The sequence below is a fragment of the Nocardia sp. NPDC050630 genome, from assembly GCF_044457245.1.
GTDB lineage: Bacteria > Actinomycetota > Actinomycetes > Mycobacteriales > Mycobacteriaceae > Nocardia.
On the sequence record NZ_JBITGN010000003.1, the window covers coordinates 245,608 to 272,088 of the forward strand.

The window sequence follows — 26,481 nt, forward strand, 5'->3', positions numbered from 1 at the left end:
TCCTCGGGAACTGTACTGTGTTCGGCGAACGCGAGCATTGTTCGGGGAGGGAAACATGCCTTCAAAACCCACTACACGCTGGCAGGTGAGCGGTTACCGCTTCCTGGTCCGCCGGATGGAACACGCGCTGGTGCGCCGGGACGTGCGCATGCTGCACGATCCGATGCGCTCCCAGTCCCGTGCCTACGCATCCGGATTGATCATGGCGATCGTGGTGCTGGCCGGTTGTGGCGTGCTCGCACTGCTGCGTCCGCAGGACAAGGTAGGCAGCAACAAGATCCTGATCGGCAAGGAATCCGGCGCCGTCTACGTGATGATCAACGATGTGGCGCATCCGACGCTGAATCTCGCCTCGGCCCGGCTGGCCGCGGGATCGCCGGAAAAGGCCGTCATCGTCAAGGAATCCGAGATCGGCAAGAAAACCCGCGGCCAGCTGATCGGCATTCCGGGCGCACCGTCTTCGCTGCATTTCGACACCGACGGCAAGGGCCGGATCTGGACCGTCTGCGATCAACTGAAGGTGGACGGGAGCAAGGATTTCACCACCTCGGTGCTGGCCGGAAGTCTCTCGCTCGGTGAGAAGGCCTCGGTCATGGGTAAGGACCGGGCGCTGTTGGTCCAGGGCAAGGACTCGGCGTATCTGGTCTACGACGGTAAGCGCGCCCGCGTCGACCTCAAGGACCGCGCTGTCACCGATGCATTGAAGATCACCGGCGCTACCGCTCGGCCGATCGGTGAGGGTCTGCTCAATACGATTCCCGAAGTGCTGCCGATCAAGCCACCCCACATCGATAACCCGGGCGGTTCGGTGACCTACTCGGTCAGCGGCCACCGGATCGGGGACGTAGTACAGGTACCCAACGAACCCGAACTGAACTATGTGGTGCTGCAAGACGGTCTCCAGCCGGTCTCCCGGGTGACCGCCGAAATCATCCGCAATAGCAATCCGACTAGTGGCAGCAACAGTTGGATCGAACAGATCGAGCGCACCCGCGCGGACGTCTCTCGGGCGCTGCCGGTCGGGGACTATCCGCAGTCGGCTCCGTCGCTTATCCAGGCCAAGGATGATCCCGTCAGCTGTCTGTCGTGGAAGCCGCTAGCTGCGGCTGCTGAGAACAAGGACGGCGGCAAGCGCGCCGAAGTGACGGTGCTCACCGGTGTGGCCCTGCCGATTCCGGATAGCGCCGAACTCGTACCGCTGGCCCAGGCCGACGGCTCCGGTGCCAATGCCGACTCGGTCTACATCCCGCCGGGCACCGGCGCCTTCGTTCAGACCACCGGCATCGAACCCGACAGTCGCCGCAAGGACAGCAAGTTCTACATCGCCGATACCGGTGTCCGTTACGGCATCAAGGATTCCGAGGCGGAAAAGGCGCTCGGCATGGATTCGGATTCGGGCACCAAGGCCGAACCAGCACCGTGGCCGATCGTGGGCCTGCTCGCGGCCGGTCCGAGCCTGTCCCGCGCGGACGCCATGGTCGCCCACGACGGCGTCGCCGCAGACCCATCACCCTCGAAATCGCCTGTGGCCTCCGCGAATTGAGCTAATCCTCGGACTTCGAGGCCGCGCGCAGCTCGGCGACTTCGCTTCGTAGTGCACGGATTTCGTCGATCAGCACGGTAATCTCACCTTCGGTGCGATCGGCGGTCACCTCGACGGCTTTCAGCTGATCCATCAGCCAGCTGGTCGTGGTGCCGATGGCGAAGCTGATCAGGCCGATGCCGAGCGTCATCAGTATCAGCGCGATCAGGCGGCCGTGCACGGTCACCGGATACACATCGCCGTAGCCGACCGTGGTCACCGACACCATGGACCACCACAGGGCATCGCCGAAGTTGTGGATCTTGCTGTCGGGTGCGCCGTATTCGGCATCGAAGAACGCCAGACTGCACAGCACCAGCGTGAGTGCCGAACTGGTGCCGACGAATATCGCTAACCGGGCGCGCGTCACCCGGTTGCGGTTGAGCTGGTCGAGCACCAACAGCGCTGCTCGCAATAGCCGCACCGGGCGGAACGGCGGCAACAGCACGATCACCAGTTCCAGTGGATGTGTGCGCACGAACCGCCAGCGATCGCCGGACAGCCAGGTCCGGATGCCGAAGTCCGCCGCGAATGCCGCCCAGATCATGATGTCGATGCGTTCGAGCCAGGTATCGAGACGCGGTGACACACCGGTATCCAGCACGTGCCAGGCGTAGACGCAGATGAAGAGCACGGCAAGCACCAGCATCGGGATACCGGTCGCGTGTTCCCAGGCTTGTCGACGACTCGGATGGCTGGGTGCTGCGTGCATGGGAACTACCTGTATCGATCGGGCGCGACACTCTATGTACCGCTGTTCGCCACGACGACGCTACAGATCGTCGGAGTCGACCCCGAACCGGCGGCGGATCGGGAACGAGGCGAGGTAGCCGAGCACCAAAAGGCTCCCGATGACCCCGGTGCCGATCAGCGCCACATTGCGGGCTCGATTGTCCGGCGGCGGAGGCGGTTTCGGCACGGCGAGCTGGGCACTCTTGGCCGGGCTCGGCCGCTTGGGCGGCAGCGGTGTGCTGTCCACCTCGTCGGTCAGCGCCGCGACCGGATCGACCGCGCCGTAGCCGATATACGGGCTCCAGCCCTCGGCGGGCGCGTGCGCGGTGGCCTGTATCCGCTTGACCACGTCCAACGCGCTCATATCTGGAAAGCGGGCACGTACCAGCGCGACCACACCGGAAACCAGCGGCGTCGCGAAGCTCGTCCCGCTCATCGCCTGTTGCTGCCCTTGCTGATTCACGGTGCCCGTCGCGGTCCCGGTGCCGCGCGGGTCGAGCGACGTCATATTCTCGCCGGGCGCGGCCACACTCACCCACGGTCCGGGCACGGTGAACTTCGACGGCGCGCCGTTCGAATCGATCGAACCCACCGAGAGCACATAGTCGTCCCAGCGTGCCGGGCTCACATTGACCTTGACATTGCTCCACGGGTCGGCGGACGGACGCAGCGGATCGATGATCTGCTGTTCGGTCTTGCAGGAGCCGTCCTGGTTTCCGGCGGCAACAACCACCACCACGTCCTTCTCCAGCGTCGCGTATCGCACTGCCGCACCGATGGATCCGTCGACGTCATTGGATGAGCCGCACCACACCTCGGAGATATTGATGACGCTCACGTTCGCATCGGCCGCACGCCGGATCGCCGAGGCCATGGTGGCCAGATTGCCGTAGCCCTCGGGCAGGTCGTCGGGATTGCGCTCCCTGGCCCGACCTTCCTTCTGATACATCTTGCTGGTCTGACGGATGGTCATGATGCGCGCTTCCGGTGCGACACCGGAGAACCCCTGACCGTCGATCTTGGAAGCCGCGATCAACCCTGCGACGAAGGTGCCGTGTCCGTCGCAGTCCTCGGTGCCGTCACCCGAGTTCGCCACGAAGTCGCCACCGGCGATCAATCCGGGCAATCGGGGATGCCGCGCGACACCGGTATCGATGACGGCGACGGTCTGGCCTTCTCCCTTGGAGAACCGCCACGCGCTGTCCAGATCGAGGGAGCGCTGCGCGGTCGGAATTGTTGCGCCCTCACCACCGGACACGGTATTCGAGCAATCGGAATTCGCTGGCCGCTCGGTCTTTTCAGGCGGCGCGGCCGGATCACCCGCGGGCAGCAGACCCGGATTCACCGCGGGCGGGTGATCCGCGGAAGCGGCGCCGGCACCGAGACCCAACGACGCGCTCAGGCCCAACGCCACGGCCGCCGCCGCGACGCGCACATGCCGGTTCACAGCCCGCGAACGAGCGAGTAGAGCGAGGCCACCCAGAACACCAGCGGCAGCACGGCGGCCACGAACCCGTACTCGAGCAATTCGACGCCACGGCGCATCGGCGGTGTCGCGGACTGATTCGGAATGATGATTCCGAGAATCAGCGCGGCCACCAGCACCACCATCGCGGCGCCGAAGACGGCCAGCGGCTGCTCCATGCCGATAGCGACACCGACCATCATGATCAGCACGATCGCCGCACCGCCCGCGATCAGCACCACGGCCTGCTCCGCACCCGCGTAGGTCCGGCTGCGGAACATCAGCACCACGGCGGTGACCAGCGCGAGCGCGATACCCGGCCAGTACGGATCACCGGCCCTCGGATCAGTGGACGCCAACGCACCCGCCACCGAGACCAGCGTGGTCGCCGAGACGAGTCCGGCCAGATACATGCGGGCCCGCTCGGATTTCACCCGCAGCACTTCCATGGTCGGCAGCGCCCGGTGGTCGTCCGGGTCGTCCTCGGTGGGGTCGATCGGGGTGCCGGGGGACGGGACAGGTGGCAGTGGCAGTTTGGCCAGCAGCATCGAAACCCGTGGCGAGAGTGAAAGACCCGCGAGACCGAATGCGGCGACGACCGCACCGATGGCCTTCTCTTCCTGGTCGGTCAGCACGCCGACCAGCGCGGCCGGTACCGCGTACACCGCGAGTGTGGCCGCGCCGATGAACAGCGCGAGCCCGACGCCGGTGACGCGCCAGGCGAGAACCGCTGTCGCGCCGAGCATTACCGAGCCGAGCAGTAGATGAGCCCAACCGTAATCGTCTGGCACGTAAAGCATTCCGGCGGTGAACGCGGCGGGCAGCGCGCAGCCGCCGAGCACCAGCGCGGTCGCGGTATCGCCGTACATCCGGCTGAGCACCATGCCAGCGACCACGAGCAGAATCGCCACGGTCAATGCCAGCGAACCGCTGACCCAGCCCGGCAGTGCGTCTTTGGACAGCAGTAGACCGAGGCAGCCGACGATCATGGTGAGCGCGGCGAGCACCGAACCGGTGATCCGCGCGACTTTCGGTGTCCAACTGCGATAGTGATCGGCGTCGGCGATCGCGACGTTGTACATGATGTCGTCGAACAGCGGCGTCGGCGCGGTATGCGAGGCGCTCTCCAACATGAGCAGTTCGCCGTCGCGCACACCGTGCTCGCCGAGGCTCAGCGAATTGGAGAACGGGGGATGGCCGATTCGGGCCAGCACCCACTCGGCGGGCTCGAAGCGCTCGCCCTCATTGTCGAAATCGTTGGTGCGGCTGTGTTGAGCGACCATATCGACGACACTCGGAATCACCAGCGCGACCGGCACATCGACCGGAATCGCCATATCCACCTGGGTGTGCTTCGCGAGAATCGTGACCCGGGCGAGGTCGGGTGCACGGACGATGCCGCGCGAGGATTCTTCGTCGATGTGGTCAAGTCGCGCGTGCGTCAAGCTTCCCCCAACTCGGTCTCTACCTCGTATTTCCGCGTCCCGTGAGCGAGGGGGCCGAGCTTGCGAACCCACCGTTCGGGCAGCAGAATGCTGGTCGAACTGTACGACATGTCAGCTGTGCCCTCTACACTGAGGCCGAAAAAGCGCAGCTTGCGAAGAGGGGGATCTCGTTCGATGAGTACCGTCCGGTTCCAGCGGCGTGCGCGTCGCGAGATGCCGCGCTCGCCGGGTGGCGAGGTCACGCTGCAGCCGCCGCCCGAAATCCCAAGGGTGACACCGGGCAGTCTGGTATCGAAGCTGATGCCGGTCGTGATGGTCGTCGGCATGGTCGGCATGATGGCGTTGCTGTTCACCCAGGGCGGCAGCATCGCGTCGAACCCGATGAGCATGATGTTCCCGATGATGATGGTCGTCTCCATGGTCGGCATGTTCGCCGGTCAGGGCGGCGGCAAGGGACAGAAGGCGGCCGAGGCGAACGAGGACCGCAAGGACTATCTGCGCTACCTCGACCAGGTCCGCAAGGATGTCGACCAGACCGCAACGCAGCAGCGCGCTTCGGTCGAATGGAGCCATCCGGAGCCGGCCCTGATCTGGATGCTGGCCGGAACTTCCCGGATGTGGGAACGCCGCGCCGGGGACAAGGACTTCTGCCACGCCCGCATCGGCATCGGTGGACAGCGTCTGGCCACCCGTCTGGTCGCGCCGGAGACCGGCCCGGTCGAGGAATTGGAGCCGATCGCGGCGGTCTCGCTGCGCCGCTTCGTGCGCGCGCACTCCACCGTGCCGGATCTGCCGACCGCGATCGCGGTCAAGGGCTTCGCGACCATCGCCCTCGACGGCGACCGTGCCGAAGCTCGCGATATGACCCGCGCAATGCTGTTGCAGCTGTGCATGTTCCAGGCCCCGGACCAGGTGCTCATCGCCGTCGTCTGCGGTCCGGACACCGCCCGCGAATGGGAGTGGACCAAGTGGCTGCCGCACACCCAGCACCCGGATGCGCAGGACGGCATCGGCACTCAGCGTATGTTCTACGGCTCGATCCGGGAGGCCACCGCGGGCCTGCATCCATTGCTGGCCAACCGCGTGCGCTACTCCCGTAACCAGCCCGCCAACGCCAACCTGGTGCATATCGTCATAGTCGTCGACGGTGGCCTGCTCGAGGCCGAAGAAGACCAATTACGGGAATCCGGTTACGAAGGTGTGACCATCCTCGACTTGTGCGGCTACGCACCGCGTTTGGCGGTTTCGCGCGGCATCAAGATGGTCGTGGAGAACGGTGAATGCGTCGGTCGAGGGGCCACCGGCAACCAGGAGCGTTTCGCGCTCATCGACCGGATCAGCCCGCAGCAGGCTCAGCAGGTCGCCCGCCGCCTCGCGCCGTATCGCGCCGCGACTCAGCGCAGCAGCGATGTCGAAAACGATGATGCCGAAGTGATTTCGACCTGGACCCAGCTGATGAAGCTCGGCGATATCGGCACATTCAATCCCGAACACGCCTGGCGTCCGCGCTACGGCCGCGAGCGGTTGCGCGTGCCCTTCGGTGTCGGCGCGGACGGCGCGCCCATCGAACTCGATATCAAGGAAGCCGCCGAAAGCGGTATGGGTCCGCACGGATTGTGCATCGGCGCAACCGGTTCCGGTAAATCGGAATTCCTGCGCACCCTGGTGCTCAGCCTATTGGCCACGCATTCGCCCGACCAGCTGAACCTGGTGCTCGTCGACTTCAAGGGCGGTGCGACCTTCCTCGGCCTGGACGGCGTTCCGCACGTCGCCGCCGTTATCACCAACCTCGAAGAGGAAGCCGATCTCGTCGACCGTATGCGCGACGCCCTGGCCGGTGAAATGAATCGCCGCCAAGAGGTGCTGCGCCAGGCGGGCAACTTCGCCAACGTTTCCGAATACGAGAAGGCGCGCGCCGCTGGCGCCGATCTGGACCCACTGCCCGCGCTGTTCGTCGTGCTCGACGAGTTCTCCGAATTGCTCACCCAGCACCCGGATTTCGCCGAACTGTTCGTGATGATCGGTCGTCTCGGCCGCTCGCTGCACGTGCACCTGCTGCTGGCCTCGCAGCGCCTCGAAGAGGGCAAGCTGAAGGGTCTGGAGAGCCACCTGTCCTACCGCATCGGCCTGAAGACCTTCTCCGCCAATGAATCCCGCCAGGTCCTCGGCGTCCCGGACGCCTATAACCTGCCCGGCATCCCCGGTGGTGGTTACCTCAAGTCCGACTCGGGCGAGATCCAGCGCTTCCAGGCCGCCTATGTCTCCGGGCCCTACGTCGGTGGCGGTTCGCAGCGCGAGGTCACCCAGGCCGGCGTCGCCGGTGGCGAAATCGACGTCAAGGCAAGGCCGTTCACCGCCACCCACGTCGACTTCCGCGCCATCGACCGCATCCCGCTGCCGTCCGAGCCGACCCACGATCCCGAACCGCAGTCCGACGACGGCGAACAGATCTCCAACCTCAATATGCTGGCCTCCCGCATCCGCGGCCACGGCCGCCCGGCGCACGAGATCTGGCTCCCGCCCCTGGACGAGGCCCCCACCCTCGACCAACTCATCCCGCGCAGCGTGCTCACCGGCGAATACTCCGCCATCGCCACCCTGCGCGCCCCCATGGGCATTGTCGACCGACCCTACGACCAGCGCCGCGATCCCTTCGTGGTGGACCTGTCGGGCTCACGAGGCAATGTCGCCGTTGTCGGCGGTCCCCAGTCGGGCAAGTCAACGGCTCTGCGCACCATGATCATGGCCCTGTCCCTCACCCACACAGCCGAACAGGTGCAGTTCTATTGCCTCGACTTCGGTGGCGGTACTCTGGCCAGCCTCGAAGGCCTGCCGCATGTGGGTTCGGTGGCGAGCCGTCTCGATGAGGACAAGGTCCGCCGCACAATTGCCGAAATGACCACGGTCGTCCGTCAACGCGAGGCGCGATTCCGTCAACTCGGCATCGAATCGATGATCGAGTTCCGCCGTCTGCGCGCCATGGACCCGGCGAGCAGTCCGGCCGCGGCCGGTGCCCACGAGGATCCATTCGGCGATGTCTTCCTGGTGATCGACGGGTTCAGCTCGATCCGCCAAGACTTCGACCCGCTCGAGCAGCCGATCATGAACCTTGCGGTACAGGGCCTTTCCTATGGCGTGCACGTCGTCATCGCCCTCAACCGCTGGGCCGAGGCGCGACCTGCCCTGAAAGACCAGATCGGCACCCGCATCGAACTCCGCCTCGGTGACCCCATGGACTCCGACCTCGGCCGCAAGTTCGCTTCGCTTGTGCCGCAGGGTCGTCCGGGCCGCGGTATGACGCCCGAGTGCCTGCACATGCTGACCGGTCTGCCGCGCATCGATGGCAGCGCGAATCAGGACAACCTCGGCCAAGCCGTCGCCGATGCGGTGGCAACCATTGCCCGCCTGACCCCGGGCCGACCCGCGCCCGCGGCCAGAATGCTGCCGGAAATGCTGCCGCGCGAGCAGTTGCTGCAACTCGCGGGCAATTGGCCGTCACAGGTCGACCCGGAAGCCAAGTGCATGCGAATTCCGCTCGGCATCAATGAATCCGAGCTGGCACCGGTCTACCTCGACTTCAACGAGAGTCCGCACTTCATCGTCATCGGTGATACCGAAAGCGGTAAGACGACATTGCTCCGGTCGATCATCGAGAGCATCGCGGCCTCGAATACACCGGATCAGGCACGTTTCATCCTCGGTGACTACCGACGGTCGATGCTGGGACTCGTGCCCGACGGATACCTCGCCGGATACGGTTCCACGGCACCGCAGTTCACCCAGAACATGGCTGATCTCGCCGCCTATGTCGCGCAGCGCACACCGGGCACTGACGTCACGCCGCAGCAACTGCGTGACCGCTCCTGGTGGCGGGGTCCGGAACTGTACGTCATCGTCGATGATTACGACTTGGTAGCGTCCTCCAGCGGCAACCCGGTGTCGGCACTGGTCGACCACCTGCCGCATGCACGCGACCTTGGTTTCCACGTGATCATCGCTCGCCGCTCCGGTGGTGCCAGCCGGGCCATGTACGAAGCGACGGTAGCGCGCATGAAGGATCTCGGTTCGGCCGCGCTGGTTATGAGTTGCAATAAGGACGAGGGTGTGTTGTTCGGTAACACCCGACCGGGTATCAAGCCGCCCGGGCGCGGTACCTACGTCACGCGTAACAGCGAAGGTCTGATCCAGTTGGCCTGGATGCCGCCGGCCGAGTGATGTCGAACATCGATCTGGTGGTGACGGACACCCGCGTCTGGGCACGGGGTCCGGCCACTCATTGGGATGCACCGCCCTCGGTGGTACTCGGAAGCGATGGGGATCTCGTTGTCGGAGAGCCGCTTACGCCGCCGACACAGGTGAGTTCCGCGGTCCAGTATGTCGGCGGGGACCGGATAGCTCTGCTGCCGCGCGTACCCGCGGTTGCCGAAACGATGACCGCGGTGGTCGGTACCGTCCTGCGCAACCTCGGTGCCGCGATTCCGTGCGAACAGGTCACCGTCGTGTGCCCGACCGAATGGGGCAGGCGGCGACGTGCGGTCATCGACGATGCCGTGCGGCGCTTCGCGACCAATATTGTGTTCGAGGACATGGCAATACGCGCCGTCGTCGCCGATGCCGGTACCGCGCGCAGCAGGCGCACGGTCGTGTTGGAGTTCGGCCCGCTCTCGACCACAGCGACCGCTGTCGTGCGTAGCCATCAGGGCGTGCACATCGAATCGTGTGAGCACGAACCGAATCTCGCGATATCCGATATCGCACCGGATGCGGCCGGGGTCGACGAGTTGGCCGCACTCCTCGATCGCCTGCTCGGGGGGCACCCCGCCGATGTCGTTCAGGCGGTGGGTGTTTCGGATCCGCCGAAGCTGGATCTGATCAGGTCAGTGGCGCAGCAACTCCGTGGACCGGAGGTCGAGGTCCGTCCGGTAACGGGCGGGGACCTAGTGCGCGGACCGCGCTCGGAACCGGAGTATCAGCCCGAGGTCGCGCCATTGCCGACCGAGGAGTGGATGCAGCCGCTGCGGCAGCGGGCAGCCGCAATGCAGCCGCGTCGGCGCAATACGAAGGTGTACGTCGTGAGTGCCGTGGCTGCGGTTGCGGTGGTGGCGGCCGGGGCCGTCGGTGCGGTGTTCGCGTTCGGCGGCTCGGAGGACCACCCAACCGCCGCACCAGCGAGCACAGCTGTCTCCGCGCGTCCCACGGCGCCGTCGATCAGCGCGCCGCCGTCGACTACGGCCAAAGCAGCGGAAACCGTTGGGCACGTACGCTTTCAGATACCGGCCGGATGGCGATTCGCGCAGGCGCCTGACCCGAGTAAGTCGCGGGTTGATCTCGTCCCGTCGGACGGAACTCGGATGCGCGTCACCCTGATCCAGACGCCAGTCGCAACGGGCACCGGATACGAGCAGGTCGCGGCGAATCTCGAGGCCCAGATGAAGCAGCGGCCGAGTGGTACGGTCAGCGAGCTGAAGCGCGACATCGTATTCGGCGGTAAATCGGGCCTGGCCTACACCGAACAGCCGGGCGACGGCTCAACCGTGAGCTGGCATGTATTGGTGGAGCATGGACTTCAGGTGAGCACCGGATGCCAGTACTTCGGTAGCGGGGACTCGATCGCGCAGACCTGTGAGCAGTTCGCGGCATCCATTCAGACCACGCCGTAATCGCTGTTCCCCAAAAGTAATTCGTGCCCCCGACCAAATGCCGGGGGCACGAATGGTTCCGAGTCGAATCTCAGAAGAGGCCCGCGAGCGCGGTGTCCGTGCCCTGAAGCTCGGAGTTGCCCTTGTCGACGAGCTGAGCGGCGCCCTGCAGGGTCGTGTTCAGCTGAACGACATGCTGGTTCCAGGTCGTCTGGTACTGGTCGAACGCTTCCTTCGCCTGACCACCCTGGGTGTCGAAGAACGCCTTGACCTTCTTCTCGAACGCCTCGAGCTCGTTGCGAATGGTCTCGGCGCGGTTGATGATCTGACGGGCACCGTCGGCGACACCGTCGAAATTGGCTGAGATCGGCTTGCTGCTGCTCATTGTTCAGGCTCCTATGCTGCGTGATTCTGGAATTTAGACCGCAGGCAGGTCGAGGCTGGAAACCTGAGCCTGCACCTTGGAGGCGAAGTCGTTGGTCTGATCGGAGAACGAGTTGCTCATCTTGAGCAGCTTCTCGGAGGTCTCCATCAGCTGGTCGTTCATCTTGTCAGCCTGGAAGTAGTAGCGCTCCATGAAGGCGTTGAACGCGTCGCGAGCCGCACCCTGCCAGTTGGCGCCGTTCGTGATGTTGTCTTCATCGGTCTTCAACTGCCGGATGGCGAGCATCAGGCTGTTGTGCTGCTCCTGGAACTCCTTCGCCTTTGCATTGATACCCTCGGTATCCGCAGCGAAATTCCCTGGTGAAGTCATCGCTTCTGCTCCTGGTTCTGGTTCTGGTCAACGTCCCAAGTGCTAGTTGACCTCTTCATATGGTTGGACGCGTCCTGGGCCCGTTCGGTTCCATCCAGTTCGAAAGAATTCTGGCAGATACACCGCGTCGCACGGGCGCTGTAGCGTTGTCGACCGGCTTCATCACGGTCGGAGGGCCTCAGAGATCCCCCCGGATGTCTCGGACCGCAATGTCGTCGTCTCGGTCGCCACCAGCACACCGATCCCCTCCTTCCCCCTGTTCGCGGCCACTTGAACTGGCGAGTGGGCTGGCTGCGATCACCCTACCGAACAGCGCGCTCTCGCGTCTACAAGACGGATCCCAGTTCGATAAGAGCTGTGGATCACCTCGCGTTGCGCTACTTCACGACCTTGGCGATTGTCGGAACCATCTTGTCCGCCAGCGTGTCCTGCGACTGTGCGGTCCACACCTGGAACGCCTGCACTGTCGTAGGGTCATCGACCACCACGATCTTCGCGTTGCTGGACAGAATGCTCCCCGGCAAGCCACGCAGGCCACCATTCCCGGCTTGGCTATCGGTCCGCAGCACGATAACCACCTCGGAATCGATGTCCGCCGAATAACTAGCGGCCGAAAGTGCACGTGGCGACTTCTCATCGCCGACGGCCTTGTACTTGGTGCTGTAGACGAAGCCCAGGTTCTGCAGGAACTTGGATTGGTCGCTGGGGTTGAGCACCACAGACAGCGTCGAGTTGCCGAAATTGAATGCGGTGACGGTCTTTCCCGAGAATTGCGGGTTGGCGCTGCGCGCTTCGGCCACCTTGTCGCCACTGGCCCCGGAATTAGATCCACCGTTGGTGAGGAAAAATGTTCCAGCCGCGACGGCGGCGATAACAACCACGGCGAGAGCCGCTGGTATCAGGAAGCGGCGGATGGCAGACCGTGGTGCGTGATTTCGCTGCGTCGCGATCAGGCTTTGGTCCGTATCCTCCTGCGGCGCGAATCCGGTAGCAGGTGTTCGGGTTCGAAGGTGGTGGCCGGAGGAGTACGGGTCCCCGGTGACCGGCATCGTCGGGTTGGTCGAATATCCGGCGACAGGCATGCGGTTATCGGTCGAGTACCCGACTTCCGGGGCTCGGAATTGCGCGCCGTAGAGGGCGGCCTCGGCGGCTTGGGTGAACTCGCGACACGTCGCGTAGCGCTGCGTCGGGTCCTTGGCCATCACCTTCTCGATCACCGCATCCAACCCGGGCGGCAGACCCGGTCGAACCGCGCTCAATTTCGGCGGCGGCTCATGGAGGTGGCCCATCATGACCACGGCGGGCATGGTCGACGGATATGGGTTCTGTCCGGTAAGCAGCTTGAAGAATGCGCAGCCAAGGCTGTAGATATCGGCGCGGTTGTCCAGGCTGGTTCCGACCAATTGCTCGGGCGGGGCATAGGCGACGGTGGCCATGAAATTGCCTGTCGCGGTGAGGTCTTGGCCGTCCTCGGAGGATTTCGCGACACCGAAGTCGGTGAGCAGCACTCGTTCCTCATCGCCCTCTTCGGCGGCGGAGAGCAAGAAGTTCGCCGGTTTCACATCTCGGTGCAGCAGCCCGCGTCGATGCGCGTAGTCGAGCCCTTTGCCCACCTCGGAAACGATCCGCAGGGCGCGCTGCGGTGTCATCACGGAGGGGCCCTTCTTAGCCTCGTCCGCGGCATCGACACCGTCGACGTACTGCATGGCGATCCACAGCTGGCCGTTCTCCTCGCCGCGGTTGTACACCGCGACGATATTCGGATGATCGAGTCCGGCAGCCAGATTCGCTTCGCGCTCGAAGCGGGCGCGGAATTCGTCATCGGTGGACAGATCGGCGCTGAGAACCTTCAATGCGTCACGACGGGGAAGGATCGGGTTCTGGGCCAGGTACACCGTGCCCATCCCGCCGCTGCCGAGAACTTGAAGTACCCGGTAGCCGCCTACGATTGCGCCGGGCCGCAACGCCATTCGGTCCTCCTCGATGATGTCGAACGCCCGGACACACGAGCCTTCGTCAGAAATCTAGCAAGTCGTCGGTTGGTATTCGAGTCGCATCCGAACCGCCCTCAGCGGCTCTGCAGCAGGACATACTGCGCGGAGACCTTCTGGTGCAGATCCTGCAGCTGTTTCCCGAACGCCTGCACGACGTACCGATCGACCTGGAACATACACAGATTCATCGAGCCGGTCGGATTCTTGTCGGTTACGCCATCGGCGAAACATTGCACATGTTCGCCGAGTCCGGCCGGTGCGCCGATCATCTTCTGATCGGGCTTCAATGGTTGCCACTTCGTCCAGAGATCGTCGGCATCCTTCCGTGATTTGGTGCGGAAGACAACGGCATCACCGAAGGACACCAGATCGACGCCGTGCTTCTCCAATTCCGGCAGTGTTGTTTGGCTTGCGTTCATCAACGACACGGTCCCGCGGCCGCTGAAAACACCATCGGGCTCCGCGCGGATGGGTCTTTCCGGATTGCTGGGTATGGTTCGGCCGAGCAAACCCTGTGGGTCGAGCGGTATACGGGAGAGTTCGCCGGCCGGAGTCGGCTGGAACTTGTCGAGCAGCGGCAGTTGCACACCGAGCATCTTCTCGACCTGCGATGTCAACGCGGGCAGATCGGGTGCCGAGGTATCGTCCACCACCTTGATGTAGACGACGTACCGGTCGCGCACCGTCCACGAGCCGATAGAGGAAATGCCCGGCCGCCAATGGGCGTACGTATTCGGCTGCTCGATCCCAACAGGCTGATTGTCGGCATTGTAGGTGAAGTCGTCGTGTTCGAGCGTCGGTCCGACTGCTGACGCGGTTTGCGCATCTGGGAACATCAGCACAGCGACACTCAGTGTTCGTCGCTTGTCCTCCTGCGCACCTCCGGTTCGCCACGCGTTGACCCAACCCGCGACCAAATCCTTTGCGACATCATCGAAGGTGTCGTTGATGACGAGGCTGCCGAGCGTCTTGCGGTTGAGGACAATATGCGTCGCGATGCCCCAGGCATCCTCGACGTAGGACGGATCGGCTTCGTAGGGCAACGCTACGTAGTCGGCCAGTCGTTGTGCCTCCCGTGTTCGAGCTTGTTTGTTGCTCTTGGCATTACCCATTTGGCGCGGCTTGGTCTGATAGTTGCCGACATCGAGCTTCGACACGTCCGGCTCCACGCGGACCGGCTGCCCGGTCACCTGCGCGCCACACCCTGCTAATGCCGCGGCCGTGCACAGGGCCACCACTATTCGAACGGCCGTCGGCCTGGTAGCGAGCTTCATGCCTCCCCTAACGCCCGTAAGCAAGTAACTTGTATTGCGCAGCGGCTTTTTGATACGCCTCTTGCACATTGGTTCCCTGTACCTTCGCGACGTATCGGTCGTAGGCGAGATAGCACACCGGCGGATAACTGAGTTCAGAGGTCTTCTTATCCTTGGTGTCGAAACACTTGGCATCCGGCAAGTTCGGTGGCGCGTCGATCGAACGGTATCCATCCGAACGCTGATCGATAAGCGCGGCGATCAGGCGGACGGTGCTGCTGACATCACGAGTGCGGAATACCTTTTCGCCGGAGTATGCGACGAGATCGACGCCGGCGTCATCGAAGGCGGCTTTGGACAGTGCCGGGAAGGTCTCGGAAGGCAGCGCACTGCGGGCGGTCATGAGCCTCGTCCGATCGATCCCGGAAATGCTCATTTGCCGATCTTCGAGCGGCAGAGTCCGGCCGAGTAGGCCGTCCGTATCCAGCGGAAGGGACCCGAGCTGCTCGATCGGCGTCGGCGAATAGTTCTTCAGTGCCTCGATACTCTTGGTAAAAGCGGCCTGGGTGAAAGCAATCAGCGGCGCGGTGTCGACAGGTTCGCTGACCGGATCGGTGATGTACACGTAGAGCAGCATGCTGTCATGCGCGAGGAATGAATCCAGGGTCCGCTTGACTGGCGACCATTTCGCACGGGCGCTCGGGTGCCCAGGGATCGTCACGGTCTCGCCGGGATCCACCTCCGCCTGGCGGTTCGCAAGGCGACGGGCGGCTGTCTCGGCCTTGGTCGCGTCGGAGAATCGAAGCGTATCAATGATTACCGAGCTGCCGACCCACGGGTTTTTGCGTCGCTCGCCAGATGATTCCCACCCGGCGACGAGCCCTTGTGCGAGGTCGGGGAACTCCTTACTCGCGATCGACGTCATGGTTGCTGGGGATTTCAGGGTAGTTCGCCCATCAACGGACGCCAGGCGCTGGAAAGCGAACTTCCCGTCTATTTCGAAAGGCAGCGGTACCGAGTTTCCGATCCGCACCGACTCCAGATTGGCTCCGGAATCCGTTGTGCGCGTGGATTCCATATCGCGTGGCGTTGTCGGATAGTTCCCGGAATCCAGTTTGGATATGTCGATGGTCGGGGTAGTTGTGTCCTTGCTGTCACCGCAGGCGGTGCTCGCCGCAAGGGCCACAGCGATTATCGCGTACAGGCTGTTTCGGAATCGCATAGTCGGACTCATTCGCTCTTGGCCAGGATTGCGTACTGAGCGGCGGCGCGCTGATACAGCACCGGATCCAGGTTTCCGGTGAACGTGCTCCCGATGACGACGGCCGCGTACCTCCCATAGACCACGACGCAATATTGATCGTAATTCCTTGTGTCGTCCCTGGTATCGAGCTTGACGCAGGTAACATCGGGCAGGCCCGGTGGCGACGCGATGATCTCGTCGTTCTTGCCGGTCTTGGCCAGCACGGATTGCAGGTGGAAGGCGCCGGACAGGTCACGCGCGCGATAGAGGATCGCGCCACGACGGCCGACCAGATCGACTCCGCTCTCATCGAATGCCTTGCGCACCTCGATCGGATTGCGTTCGAAGTGCAGTTCGCCGGACGGTTCGAAATAGCCGAAATCACGTTTGCCGATGAACGGGTCGCTGAAGTCCGGGGCCTCGGGAAGGGCGCGGCGCATGATGTTGTCCGGATCCGTCGGCAGGTCGAGCAGATCGTCGAGTGGTACGGGTTGCTGCTGGTCCAATCGAGCGGTCTGCAGGTCGATGGCCTTAGCGATATTGCTGGCGACCATTGTCTGATCCGGTTGGGGTAGAGCAGCATTCGCGACGATCACGTATGGACCGCGCGCGACGAATGAGGTTACCGTCTTGTCGTCGGCCGAGGAGGCCCGCGCATCCGGATGTCCCGGAATGGCCACCGGATGACGGCCCGGATTGCTGTTGGTGAGGTGATCGAACTGGTCGGCGGCGGCTCGCCCGGCCGTGTCGGTCGGGAAACGCAGTACCGAGATGATCAGCTTCTTACGAGTGCGGAGATTACCGTTGGTGCCGGAGACATAAACTCCCGCAAGGAGATTGTTGTCCGTCGCGACGGGACGATATAGTTCGGGAAAGGATTTCTCGCTGATCATCGAATCGGCGTTCGTCATGAACGTCTGATTTGTTGTCTCGCTGATTTCGCTATCGATCTCGAACGGATGAACCAGGTAGTTGAGCATCCGGCGCGCTTCGATCAGCCGCAGGTCGGGGATGCTGGTGATGTCCGGGGCGTAGGCAGTTGGCTCGGGGGCATATGCCCCGGTCTTCAATGCCGCCACATCGACCCGAGCCAGCCCGGGCCCTGGTTGTCCTGTCACAGTCGTCGAACAACTCACGCTCGCTGCGGCTATCACGGCGAGCACCGCGACGAAACCGCCTCGGTACCTCATACTTCCCCCGTTCAGGATGCATTCTCCCCGTTCGTACTCCTCGCGGGATCCTACTTCACACTTGTCGCCAGCGCCGGGGCCATTTCGGGAAGGACATCGACTCGCCGCCACCTCGACCTGGGATTCGAGTATCGGTGCCAGCCTCCCAGCGAGGACCGCTTCCAGCCCGCGGGCCAGTTGCCAACGGCGCGAGCCGGTTAGGGATCGTCCTCCACCGATCCCTCAGACCCGCTGTATATCAGAGACTATTGGCCAGCAGCGCGTACTGCGCCGTCACCTTTTGTCGCACATCCGGTTCCTTATCGCTGGTGACTACACCGACATACCGCTTGTACGGGACATAGCAGCGATACTTGTACTGTCGCTCCGGATCGCCTTTGCTGTTGAGCTGCAAGCACTTCGCGCCCGGAACGTCCTTGGGTGCGTCGATCGGGTCGAAGGTGTCGCGCACCTCGTCGATCAGCCCGTCGATGAATTTCCGCGCGGCCGGATAGTCCCGCACACGGGTGACCGAACCGTTGTCGACGATGGCGAACCGCTCGACTCCGGCCTCGTCCACCAGCTTCTGGGTTTTGCTCTCGTCCTCGGCCGACTGCACGAAGTAACTCGGTCCGTAGACCGCGAAGTTATCGGCATTCGGGGTGTGCCCACGGCGATCGGCGACCACCACGCGCGCCAGCATGCCTTCCGGATCGACCTCGAGGCTGCTGAATTCGTCCTTCGGCGTGGCCTGGAATTTGTCCAATGCGGGGACCTGGGCATCGAGTGTCTTCTCGACCCAGCCCACCAGGTCCGAACTCTCCGCCCGGGGCCGCCCGACGAACAGCGAGATGACGAACTCCTTGTGCGCCATGAAGGTTCCGATATTGGCAATGCCAGGACGCCAGTGGATAAAGGCATCCGGATATTTGTTCGACGTGAGTTTGCGGTTGTCGGGGGAGACGTTGATATCGGCGTCCTCGAGTTCGCGCGCCGCGATCTTCGCGGTGGCCTCGTCCGGGAACCGGAACACGACGTTGGTGATCGCGGTGGTGTCGGCCGACGGCCGGGTCTGACCGGGCGGATCGGGCTTGTCCGAACCGCTGGTGGCGTACCCGGTGAGGTAGTTGCGGTTCACCAGCACCGGCTTGGACGCGGCCGCCACGTGTTCGACGGCATCGTCGATGCTGCTGAGCACCTTGCCTTCACGTCCATAGGTGAGCGACGGGTCGATCTTCGAACTGGCGACCACGGCCTCCGACATCCGCATACCCTCGACCAGCGCCCCATTCGAGCCCGCCGCCTGGTCGTATTTGTGTCGATCGACCGGATAGGTGCCGACCTCGAGTTTGCGCACGTCTTGCTCGGCCGCCAGCGGCGTACCCTGCACCCCGCTGCACCCGGCCAGCACCCCGGTCACCGCGATACATGCCACGGCGAGCGCGATCCGCGAAGTCCTAACCATGACAGGCCCCTCGTTCCTCCCGATGTGCATTCGAAGTTACCGGACGGACGCCGCGGACGGGGACCCCTCAGGGCTTGGTTTGCAATACCCTTGTCGATGTGGCGACGACCCCGCGATGCGCACCTCTGGAAGGCCGATTCCGTTGAAGGATCGGCAGGTTGAGGTCGTTGTCGGAGGTCACGCCGTCGCTCGGGTCGCGGGTGCGGTGGTGGTCGTCGCACATCGCGGGCACGGGCGCCCCACTGCGGACGCACCCGCCGTCATCGCGCTGGAATCGCTGGCCGAACTCGTGCGCGACGCCGCCGAACAGCATCCCGAAGGACCGGGTGCACTGGTCGCGCGCGCGGCAACGCGCTGGCTGATGACGCATGCCGAGCGGATCAGTCCAGGTGAGCCGATCGATTTCGGCATCCTGTCCGCTGCCGAGACCGGCGGGGTGGCGATCTTCCTGCACGGTGGGGTTACCGCGGTGCTCGCCGATGACGGCACAATCGAGCGCTATCGGGGCAGCGATGCTGCCTTCACGGTGGACCGGGTCGCATCGTTGCCCACACGAGCGGTCGCGCTCTTCGTCGACGACCTCGATGGCCGCATTCCGGAGCTGCCAGCTGATCGCGGAATCGGCTGGTTGGTCGAGGGAATCGCACAGGCGGGCGGTGCGATCGTTTGGTCCGATGCGGTGCGTGGTCGATCCGAATCGTCGCGGCCCGAGAGACCACCGACCGCGCGCATCGACTCGGGACCGACCCAGCGTCGCGCGCCCGAACCGCACCCCGTGCCCGAACCACAGCTGACCGAAACCCGCGCCTCGACCGCGATGCTCGATTCGGTCCAGGAACAGGAACCGGTCGACCCGCATCACGCACCGACCCAAATGGGCGGCACCAATCCGGCCCCGCGCCCGGATCCGGATCTGCAACGCAGGCTGGAGGCCACCGCGAAGTCCACTGCACTGACCGTCAAGGTGATGGGATTCAAGTGCGCGCGTGCGCATCCGAGTGATCCGCGCTCGGCGTTCTGCACGGTCTGCGGGATGCCGGTGGATCAAACGCAGCAGCTGATCGAAGTGGTTCGACCGCCGCTGGGCATGCTGGTCCTCGACGACGGCATGACCTACATGCTGGCCGCGGACGCGGTCCTCGGCCGCGATCCGGAACATTCCGAACAGGCCCGCCGCGGCATGGTGCCGTTGAAGGTCGAGGACTCCTCGGGCGGCATGTCCCGCGCGCACGCCGAGGTGGTGCTGGTGAATTGGGATGTGTCCCTGGTGGATCGGGGTTCTACCAATGGCACCCGCACCCGCCTACCCGGTTACCGCGACTGGATCCGCCTACCACCCAACCAGCCGATGGGCCTGATACCCGGCACCGAAATCATGATCGGCAACCGGGTGCTGCGCTTCGAGCCGGCCGCGCCCCCACCGTTCGGCTGAGGGTTGTCCCGCGCATCTGCCCAGCGCGGCAACTGATTTCGTGCGGACATGGGTAACAGGGCACGGCGCCCGGCTCGCCGTTCGCCGCCCGAGCATCGTCGGGCGCGTCTGAAACGCAGGACAGCGGGCCCGCGACGCGCGACGATGGCCGACATGACATTGCCTGCCCTCCCGGAGGAGTCCTTCCAGCGTGTGCTCTGTGTCGTCGCGCATCCTGACGACATGGAGTACGGCACGTCCGCGGCTGTCGCTCGCTGGACCGCGCGTGGCATCGAGGTCGGTTATCTGCTGCTCACCCGCGGCGAGGCCGGCATGCCGAACCGTCCCGAGGAGACCGCTCGCCTGCGCGTCGCCGAGCAGCGAGCCGCCTGCGCCGTCGTCGGCGTCGAGCACCTGACCGTCCTCGAACATCCGGACGGCGTGCTCGTCTACGGCCTCGACCTGCGCCGGGATATCTGCCGGGAGATCCGCCGGTTCAAGCCCGACGTCGTACTCGGCGCCGGTTACGAAATCGAGACGCCCTATGGCTTCGACCAGGCCGACCACCGCGCGGCCGGGCTCGCGACGCTCGACGCGGTGCGCGACGCGGGCAACCGGTGGGTCTTCCCGGAGCAGATCGACGACGACCTCGAACCGCACTCCGTGCGCTGGTACATCGTCCCCGGACTCGCCGGCACCGCGACCCACGGCGTCGAGGTCACCGGTGAGCCGCTGCGCCGCGGCGTCGCCTCCCTCGAGGCGCACGCCGCGTACCTGGCCGCGCTCCCGGACCACCCCGCCCCCGAGGACTTCATCCCGCGGTTCACCGCGCTGAGCGGTAAGGCCATGGGCGTGGAGCACGCTGTCTTGTTCCGCGCCCATGACCTGCAAGCACCACCGGAATTCGCCACCGAAGACACGCAGGACTCGTCGAAGTGATGGCAACGCAGCCTTCGAGCAACGGTCATCTGCCACTCAACGGTCTGAGCATCTATTACGAAGTGTATGGCGAGCTCGGCACGTCGAAGACGTCTCCGTTGCTGCTCATTCCCGGCGGTTTCATGTCCACCGACTCGATGAAGTCGTGGGTGTCCGCCTTCGCGAGCACGCGCACCGTCATCGTCTTCGATCAGCAAGGGCACGGCCGCACCCCGGACACTTCACGCGAGATGTCCTACGAGCAGTTCGCCGATGACGCCGCGGCGCTGCTGCGCGCGTTGCAGGTCGAGCGCGCGGATGCGCTGGGCTACTCGCAAGGCGGCGGGGTCGCGCTGCAGCTCGCGCTCCGTCACCCGAGGCTCGTCGACAAACTGGTCTCGGTGTCGGCCACCTACCGCCAGGACGGCTGGTACGCGTCGGTGCTAGAGGGCATCAGGGGTCTCAGCGCCGCAGCCTTTGCCGGAACATCCGTCGAGAAGGCGTTCAGGGAGCACACCCCGGACGGCGCGGCGTTCGACGCCTATCTCGAAAAGATGAAGATCTTGGGGGTCAATGACCAGAACATCAGCGACGCGCAGATGCGTTCGATTTCCGCGAAGACGATGGTCGTCGCCGGTGATGCGGATGCACTGAAGCCCGAGCATGCGCTGGCAATGTTCGAACTACGCGGTGGCGGCGATGAGGAAGCGGCGGCGTCAGGGGCGCTGCTGAGGGTTCCGCCCGCGCGCTTGGTGATTCTGCCGGCGACGTCGCATCTCGGTATCTTCGGCGAGTCAGCCGTACTGGCGCCGATGGTGACCGCATTTCTCGATGATGTGCTGCCGACGACGCCGAATCTCTTCTAGCCTCCGCCCGCACGGGCGAGCTAGGTCGCCCACACCGGCCCGACATATTGCCGCAGCGCCACGATGACCGTGCCGGGCGAAAGCCGTTCATCTGCCGGGTCATTCCTACATGTATGTCGCCGAGATCGCCCGACCGCGGACTATCCGAGTAGAACAGATTCGACTGCCGATGGACTCAGCGTCACCGCATCCGGAAAGAGCGGAGGCGTCCGGCGCGCACTCGACCACAGGGCAGCGTCGAACTCGCCTGGTATCCCGTGCAACTGGCAGGTCACATCGCACCACTCGCGCGCGGCAGCAAACGCTACTGGCCAGACACATGAGTCCGGCGCCTGAAGGTGCGCAGAGCCGGGGAGCTTATGAATACCGTGACGTGCAGGTGTGCTCGCCGTTGAGCACCCCGGCGCGGAACGCGTCGACCCTGGAGAACCCACTCGGTACGGTCTTGCCCTCGATATCGCTGGCCGCGAGTCCGTCGGCGAGCAGTCCGGAGACCGCCTCGTCGAGATCGCCTGCGGCCAAGACGATATCGCCTTGTGCCTGGGTCCGGCCCGGTTGCGCGAGCTTGCCGGTGACCACACCCGAGAGGCACGCCGCGCGCAATCCGGTCTTCGCACCGACGAGCTGCTGACCGTTGGCCTGCTGCACGGCGAGGGTGTAGCGCGAAATGAAGACGACATAGCCGTTGTAATCGCCGGTCACCTTGACCGGCAACGGATCATTGTCATCGGCATCGGATGTGCCGCGCTGCGCGAGCGCGGGCACATCGGTCGCGATGGTGTTCTTGGCCGGACAATACGAAACCGGCGGTGTGGCAACACCGTTCTTGCAGTCGATCTTCGCGCCGGAGTAGTTGAAGGTCGGCGCCTGTTTCAGCGGCAGGATCACCGCGAGTGCCTTACTGAGCTCGATCAGACTGTCCTTGTCGATCGGATTCTCGCCGTGGCCGGGATCATCCTTGAAGCTCTGCGGCAAGTTGCCGCGGCGGCGGTCTATCTCGTGCATATCTATGGCTTTGCACGCCTTCGGGCCATCGGTGAAGCCGATCTGCACGGCAGTGACCCGCTCGAATGCCGAACCGTGCACGCTCTCGGGATCGTCGGGATTGGAGTCGCGAATGGCGACGGTCGCGGCCAGCACCGAGTTCAGGCCGTCGGAGGTATTGATGGTGAAGTGCTTGGATTTGCCTTCGGCCACATGGCGAATGAACGCACCGGAGAAGCAGTCGGCCTGCTGTTCTTTGACGATCACCGGATCCTTGGGCTGTACGATTTTCGCCAGTGTCTGGATGGCGTGTCCGTATTCATGGGCGAGCACCATGATCACGGCCATCTTGCCGAAGGTGTCCTCGATGGTGGGCAACAGCACCGAGCGATCCCACCCGATCGAGTTGTCCAGTCGGCAGTAGGCGGCGTTCACCAGGTGATAAGTGGATTCCTTACAGAATTCGAGTGCCTGGCTGCGCGGCGCCTTCGCGCTCCATGAGATCAGCTTGTCGACCGGCTTGAATTCCCCTTCGAAATCCTTGCTGTATTCGGCGCGCCAATATGCCTGAATATCATCGATCGCGTTGAGCGCCAGCGCATCCACCTCGCCGCTGTCGCCGTTCACCGCGGTGAGCGAGCTGTCGGGAACGCCTTCACGCGGCCCGTTCGGACCGCTCGTGGTGGGTAGTCCGGCGACCTTGAACGGATCGTCGTAGACCGAAACCGCTCGACCGTGCACCGCACGGGTACAGCCCGCCAACATCGCGATTACGCAGAGGGCTACGGCAATGACTGCGGTCGCTCGGAGTTTCGGCAAGGCTCCCCCTAGTCGGCCGGTCGCACGTTCGTAACGGTCTCCGGATCGGGGCAAAAGGCGCATCGGGGGCACCGCCGAAGTCCGGGTGATGGAATAGTATCCGCTGCATGTCTTCACCGGGGGCGCAGACCATCACCGTGCGCCATGATGGAACCGAACGGGTCTTCGATTCGAATCAACAGGTCACGATGGGTCGCGCACCGGAAGTGACGCTCTTCGTGGACAGTCCGCTGGTCTCACGGGTGCATGCGACGCTCGCCTGGCAGGGCAACAGCTGGGTACTCACCGATAACGGCAGTACCAACGGCGTTTTCGTGGATGCGCGGCGGTTGAATCAGCCGGTGCCGATCAATCGGCCAACGCAGGTGCGCCTCGGTGATGCGATCAGTGGTCCGCTACTGCATCTGCTGCCCGCGACGCCGGCGGCCCGGCCGCCTGCGGCGCAACCGCCGTCCCAACCGCAGTCGTCGGTGCCGCCGGGGTACCAGCATCCGCGACGGACACCGCAGGCGCCACCGCCGTCCCAGCAGCGTCCGGAATACCCGCCACAACCATTTTCACAGCCGCCGTCCCAGCAGCGTCCGCAACAGCAACGCCCAGAACAGCAACCCGCACAAGCACGTTCGCAGCCGCAACCCCAGCAGCCACCGCCCTCCCAACCGCAGCAGCCGAACGTCAATATGACCTTCAAGGCCGACAGTTCGATGTTGCCGCCGGTCCGCACGCGCCCGTCCACAGCGCCGATCGCCAGGGCTGATCGCCTGCCGCCGGGCGGACTCAATATCGGTCGTACCTCCGACAATCAGATCGTCGTCAACGATCCGCTGGCCTCGCGCAAGCACGCCCGCTTGGTCGCGGCGTCCGAGGGCCTGACCATCGAGGACCTCGGCTCGGCCAACGGCACCTTCGTCAACGGACATCGCGAGCAGCGCACGGTGCTGCGCGAGCGCGACATCATCACCATCGGCAATATCGACTTCGTCGTTCAGCAGGGCACACTGGTACATCGGCAGAAGCCGGTCGCCGAACAGGGGCTGCACGTGCACGGCGTCGGGTTCACCGTCGAAGGCAATAAGCAGTTGCTCGTCGATGTGAATATGCAGGCGGGGCGGGGCACCCTCACCGCACTCATCGGACCTTCCGGCGCTGGCAAATCGACGCTGTCGAAGTTGATCGCGGGCAGCACACACCCCTCCGGCGGTGTGGTCACCTTCGAAGGCCGCAACCTGCACGCCGAATACGAGGCGCTGCGTTCCCGCATCGGCATGGTGCCGCAGGATGATGTGCTGCACCGTCAGCTCACCGTGCGTCAGGCCCTCGGCTACGCGGCTGAGCTGCGACTGCCGCCGGACAACTCCAAGGCCGACCGTCAGAAGGTGATCGACGGTGTCCTGCAAGAACTTTCGCTCAACGAACATGCCGACACCAGGGTCGATCGGCTCTCCGGTGGTCAGCGCAAGCGCGCGTCGGTGGCGCTGGAACTGCTCACCGGTCCGTCCCTGCTGATCTTGGACGAACCGACCTCGGGTCTGGATCCGGCACTGGATCGTCAGGTGATGACGATGCTGCGCGAACTGGCCGACGCCGGGCGCACCGTCATCGTGGTCACCCACTCGGTGGCCTGCCTGGACATGTGTGATCAGGTGCTGTTGCTCGCGCCCGGTGGCAAGACCGCCTTCTGCGGTCATCCGGCCAGCGTCGGCGCGGCCATGGGCACCAGCGACTGGGCCGAGATCTTCGGGCGGGTGGCCGCGAATCCCGATCAGGCATTCGCCGCGTATCGGTCCAGGCTGGCCTTCGCGCCACCGCCGCCACCGCCCGCACCGCCGCGGCAGGGGTCCGCGGGCAGTCCGCCGCAATCCGGGCGTGCCAAGCAGTTCTCCACGCTGGCGCGACGGCAGGTGCGGTTGATCTTCGCCGACCGCGGTTATCTGGCGTTCCTGGTGATCCTGCCCTTTATCCTCGGTGCCCTTTCGCTGGTAGTGCCGGGCAGTAACGGTTTCCAGAGCGGTCCGCTGGAGCAAGTACAGAGCGGTAATGAGGTGCTGTTCGTCCCGTCCGGGGGCAGCGAGACGCAGCAGCTGCTCGTCGTATTGATCCTGGGCGCCTGCTTCATGGGATCAACACTGTCCGTGCGCGATCTGGTCGGCGAGCGCACGATCTTCTATCGCGAGCGCGCGGTCGGGCTGCTGCCTTCGGCATATTTGCTCGCCAAGATCGCGATATTCAGCATTACGGCATTCCTGCAGGCGGCGGTGCTGGTCGGCATCACACTGGTCGGTAAGAAGCCGCCGCTGGAGGGCTCGGTGATCCCGAACGGCCCCGCTGAGCTCTATCTCGATATCGCGTTGACCGCGGTGTGCTGTGTGGTCTTCGGCCTGCTGCTGTCCAGTCTGGCGAGGTCCAACGAGCAGGTCATGCCGATGCTCGTGGTGATGATCATGGTCCAGCTGGTGATGGCGGGCGGTCTGATTCCGGTGACCAACCGAGTGGTGCTCGAACAGATCTCGTGGCTGTTCCCGTCACGGTGGGGGTATGCGGCCGGTGCGTCGACGGTGGATATTCGGACACTGTTCGCCAACGCGCAACCCGATGCGCTGTGGAAGCACGAGCCGAATATCTGGTATCTCGATATCGGCCTGCTCGTCGCGATAACCGCGGTGTTGGCGATTATCACCTGGCGCCGGTTGCGGTTGCGGAAGTCGAACGCGTGACGGGCTGCTCAGGCGGGTTCTCACCGGA

At 64.4% G+C, this 26,481-nt stretch carries 18 protein-coding genes; 7 read left to right on the plus strand and 11 right to left on the minus strand.

All coding sequences use genetic code 11. The annotated features are described in order from the left end of the window. Positions 1-55: 55 nt before the first annotated feature. Positions 56-1,543: a type VII secretion protein EccB gene (eccB, locus tag ACIBG0_RS11330; protein WP_397031544.1), complete on the plus strand. Its 1,488-nt coding sequence runs from the start codon at positions 56-58 to the stop codon at positions 1,541-1,543. Between the two features lies 1 nt (position 1,544). Here the strand turns inward: eccB and ACIBG0_RS11335 are convergent, their stop codons facing one another. From ACIBG0_RS11335 to eccD, 3 genes are read right to left on the minus strand one after another with little or no spacing between them, the layout of a single operon-like run. After that, the gene (locus ACIBG0_RS11335) at positions 1,545-2,294 is read right to left on the minus strand and encodes a potassium channel family protein (RefSeq protein ID WP_397031546.1); all 750 of its coding nucleotides are present in this window, start codon (positions 2,292-2,294) and stop codon (positions 1,545-1,547) included. A 60-nt stretch (positions 2,295-2,354) separates the two neighbouring features. Next, on the minus strand, positions 2,355-3,761 hold the full coding sequence (mycP, locus tag ACIBG0_RS11340) for a type VII secretion-associated serine protease mycosin (protein ID WP_397031548.1): 1,407 nt from the start codon (positions 3,759-3,761) through the stop codon (positions 2,355-2,357). Further along, the gene (eccD, locus tag ACIBG0_RS11345; protein ID WP_397031549.1) at positions 3,758-5,224 is read right to left on the minus strand and encodes a type VII secretion integral membrane protein EccD; all 1,467 of its coding nucleotides are present in this window, start codon (positions 5,222-5,224) and stop codon (positions 3,758-3,760) included. Before eccD ends, mycP begins: the two co-directional genes overlap by 4 nt. 174 nt (positions 5,225-5,398) lie before the next feature. On the opposite strand from eccD, the gene eccCa reads away from it, so the two are divergent. Together eccCa and ACIBG0_RS11355 are read left to right on the plus strand one after the other, a co-directional pair. Beyond that, positions 5,399-9,439, plus strand: coding sequence for a type VII secretion protein EccCa (gene eccCa, locus ACIBG0_RS11350; protein ID WP_397031551.1), 4,041 nt, complete (start codon positions 5,399-5,401; stop codon positions 9,437-9,439). Further along, a complete protein-coding gene (locus ACIBG0_RS11355; RefSeq protein WP_397031989.1) occupies positions 9,439-10,884 on the plus strand; it encodes a type VII secretion-associated protein in 1,446 nt (481 codons plus the stop codon). Before eccCa ends, ACIBG0_RS11355 begins: the two co-directional genes overlap by 1 nt. A 70-nt stretch (positions 10,885-10,954) precedes the next feature. Here ACIBG0_RS11355 and ACIBG0_RS11360 read toward each other — a convergent pair whose 3' ends face one another. The 7 genes from ACIBG0_RS11360 to ACIBG0_RS11390 form a co-directional block, all read right to left on the minus strand. Next, entirely contained in the window at positions 10,955-11,248 is a 294-nt protein-coding gene (locus tag ACIBG0_RS11360) for a WXG100 family type VII secretion target (protein ID WP_397031552.1), read from the minus strand. A 33-nt stretch (positions 11,249-11,281) separates the two neighbouring features. Continuing rightward, the gene (locus ACIBG0_RS11365; protein WP_397031554.1) at positions 11,282-11,617 is read right to left on the minus strand and encodes a WXG100 family type VII secretion target; all 336 of its coding nucleotides are present in this window, start codon (positions 11,615-11,617) and stop codon (positions 11,282-11,284) included. Positions 11,618-11,994: 377 nt separating this feature from the next. Continuing rightward, positions 11,995-13,587 (minus strand): serine/threonine-protein kinase, encoded by a 1,593-nt coding sequence (locus tag ACIBG0_RS11370; RefSeq protein ID WP_397031555.1) that lies wholly within the window; start codon positions 13,585-13,587, stop codon positions 11,995-11,997. A 98-nt stretch (positions 13,588-13,685) separates the two neighbouring features. Next, positions 13,686-14,768: a hypothetical protein gene (locus tag ACIBG0_RS11375; protein WP_397031557.1), complete on the minus strand. Its 1,083-nt coding sequence runs from the start codon at positions 14,766-14,768 to the stop codon at positions 13,686-13,688. A gap of 124 nt (positions 14,769-14,892) precedes the next feature. Next, the gene (locus tag ACIBG0_RS11380; RefSeq protein WP_397031558.1) at positions 14,893-16,086 is read right to left on the minus strand and encodes a hypothetical protein; all 1,194 of its coding nucleotides are present in this window, start codon (positions 16,084-16,086) and stop codon (positions 14,893-14,895) included. Between the two features lie 8 nt (positions 16,087-16,094). Beyond that, complete coding sequence (locus ACIBG0_RS11385) at positions 16,095-17,297, minus strand: hypothetical protein (protein ID WP_397031560.1); 1,203 nt, start codon at positions 17,295-17,297, stop codon at positions 16,095-16,097. A gap of 238 nt (positions 17,298-17,535) precedes the next feature. Next, positions 17,536-18,741, minus strand: a complete 1,206-nt coding sequence (locus ACIBG0_RS11390) for a hypothetical protein (protein WP_397031562.1) — start codon at positions 18,739-18,741, stop codon at positions 17,536-17,538. 115 nt (positions 18,742-18,856) lie between these two features. On the opposite strand from ACIBG0_RS11390, the gene ACIBG0_RS11395 reads away from it, so the two are divergent. The 3 genes from ACIBG0_RS11395 to ACIBG0_RS11405 all read left to right on the plus strand — a co-directional run bounded on the left by ACIBG0_RS11395 (position 18,857) and on the right by ACIBG0_RS11405 (position 21,936). Continuing rightward, positions 18,857-20,173 (plus strand): FHA domain-containing protein, encoded by a 1,317-nt coding sequence (locus tag ACIBG0_RS11395; protein ID WP_397031564.1) that lies wholly within the window; start codon positions 18,857-18,859, stop codon positions 20,171-20,173. A gap of 153 nt (positions 20,174-20,326) precedes the next feature. Continuing rightward, positions 20,327-21,091, plus strand: a complete 765-nt coding sequence (locus ACIBG0_RS11400; RefSeq protein ID WP_397031566.1) for a PIG-L deacetylase family protein — start codon at positions 20,327-20,329, stop codon at positions 21,089-21,091. After that, a complete protein-coding gene (locus tag ACIBG0_RS11405) occupies positions 21,091-21,936 on the plus strand; it encodes an alpha/beta fold hydrolase (protein WP_397031567.1) in 846 nt (281 codons plus the stop codon). Before ACIBG0_RS11400 ends, ACIBG0_RS11405 begins: the two co-directional genes overlap by 1 nt. 357 nt (positions 21,937-22,293) lie before the next feature. Here ACIBG0_RS11405 and ACIBG0_RS11410 read toward each other — a convergent pair whose 3' ends face one another. Next, positions 22,294-23,739, minus strand: coding sequence for a metallopeptidase (locus ACIBG0_RS11410; protein WP_397031569.1), 1,446 nt, complete (start codon positions 23,737-23,739; stop codon positions 22,294-22,296). Positions 23,740-23,846: 107 nt separating this feature from the next. On the opposite strand from ACIBG0_RS11410, the gene ACIBG0_RS11415 reads away from it, so the two are divergent. Then, the gene (locus tag ACIBG0_RS11415; protein ID WP_397031571.1) at positions 23,847-26,453 is read left to right on the plus strand and encodes an FHA domain-containing protein; all 2,607 of its coding nucleotides are present in this window, start codon (positions 23,847-23,849) and stop codon (positions 26,451-26,453) included. Positions 26,454-26,481: the final 28 nt, after the last annotated feature.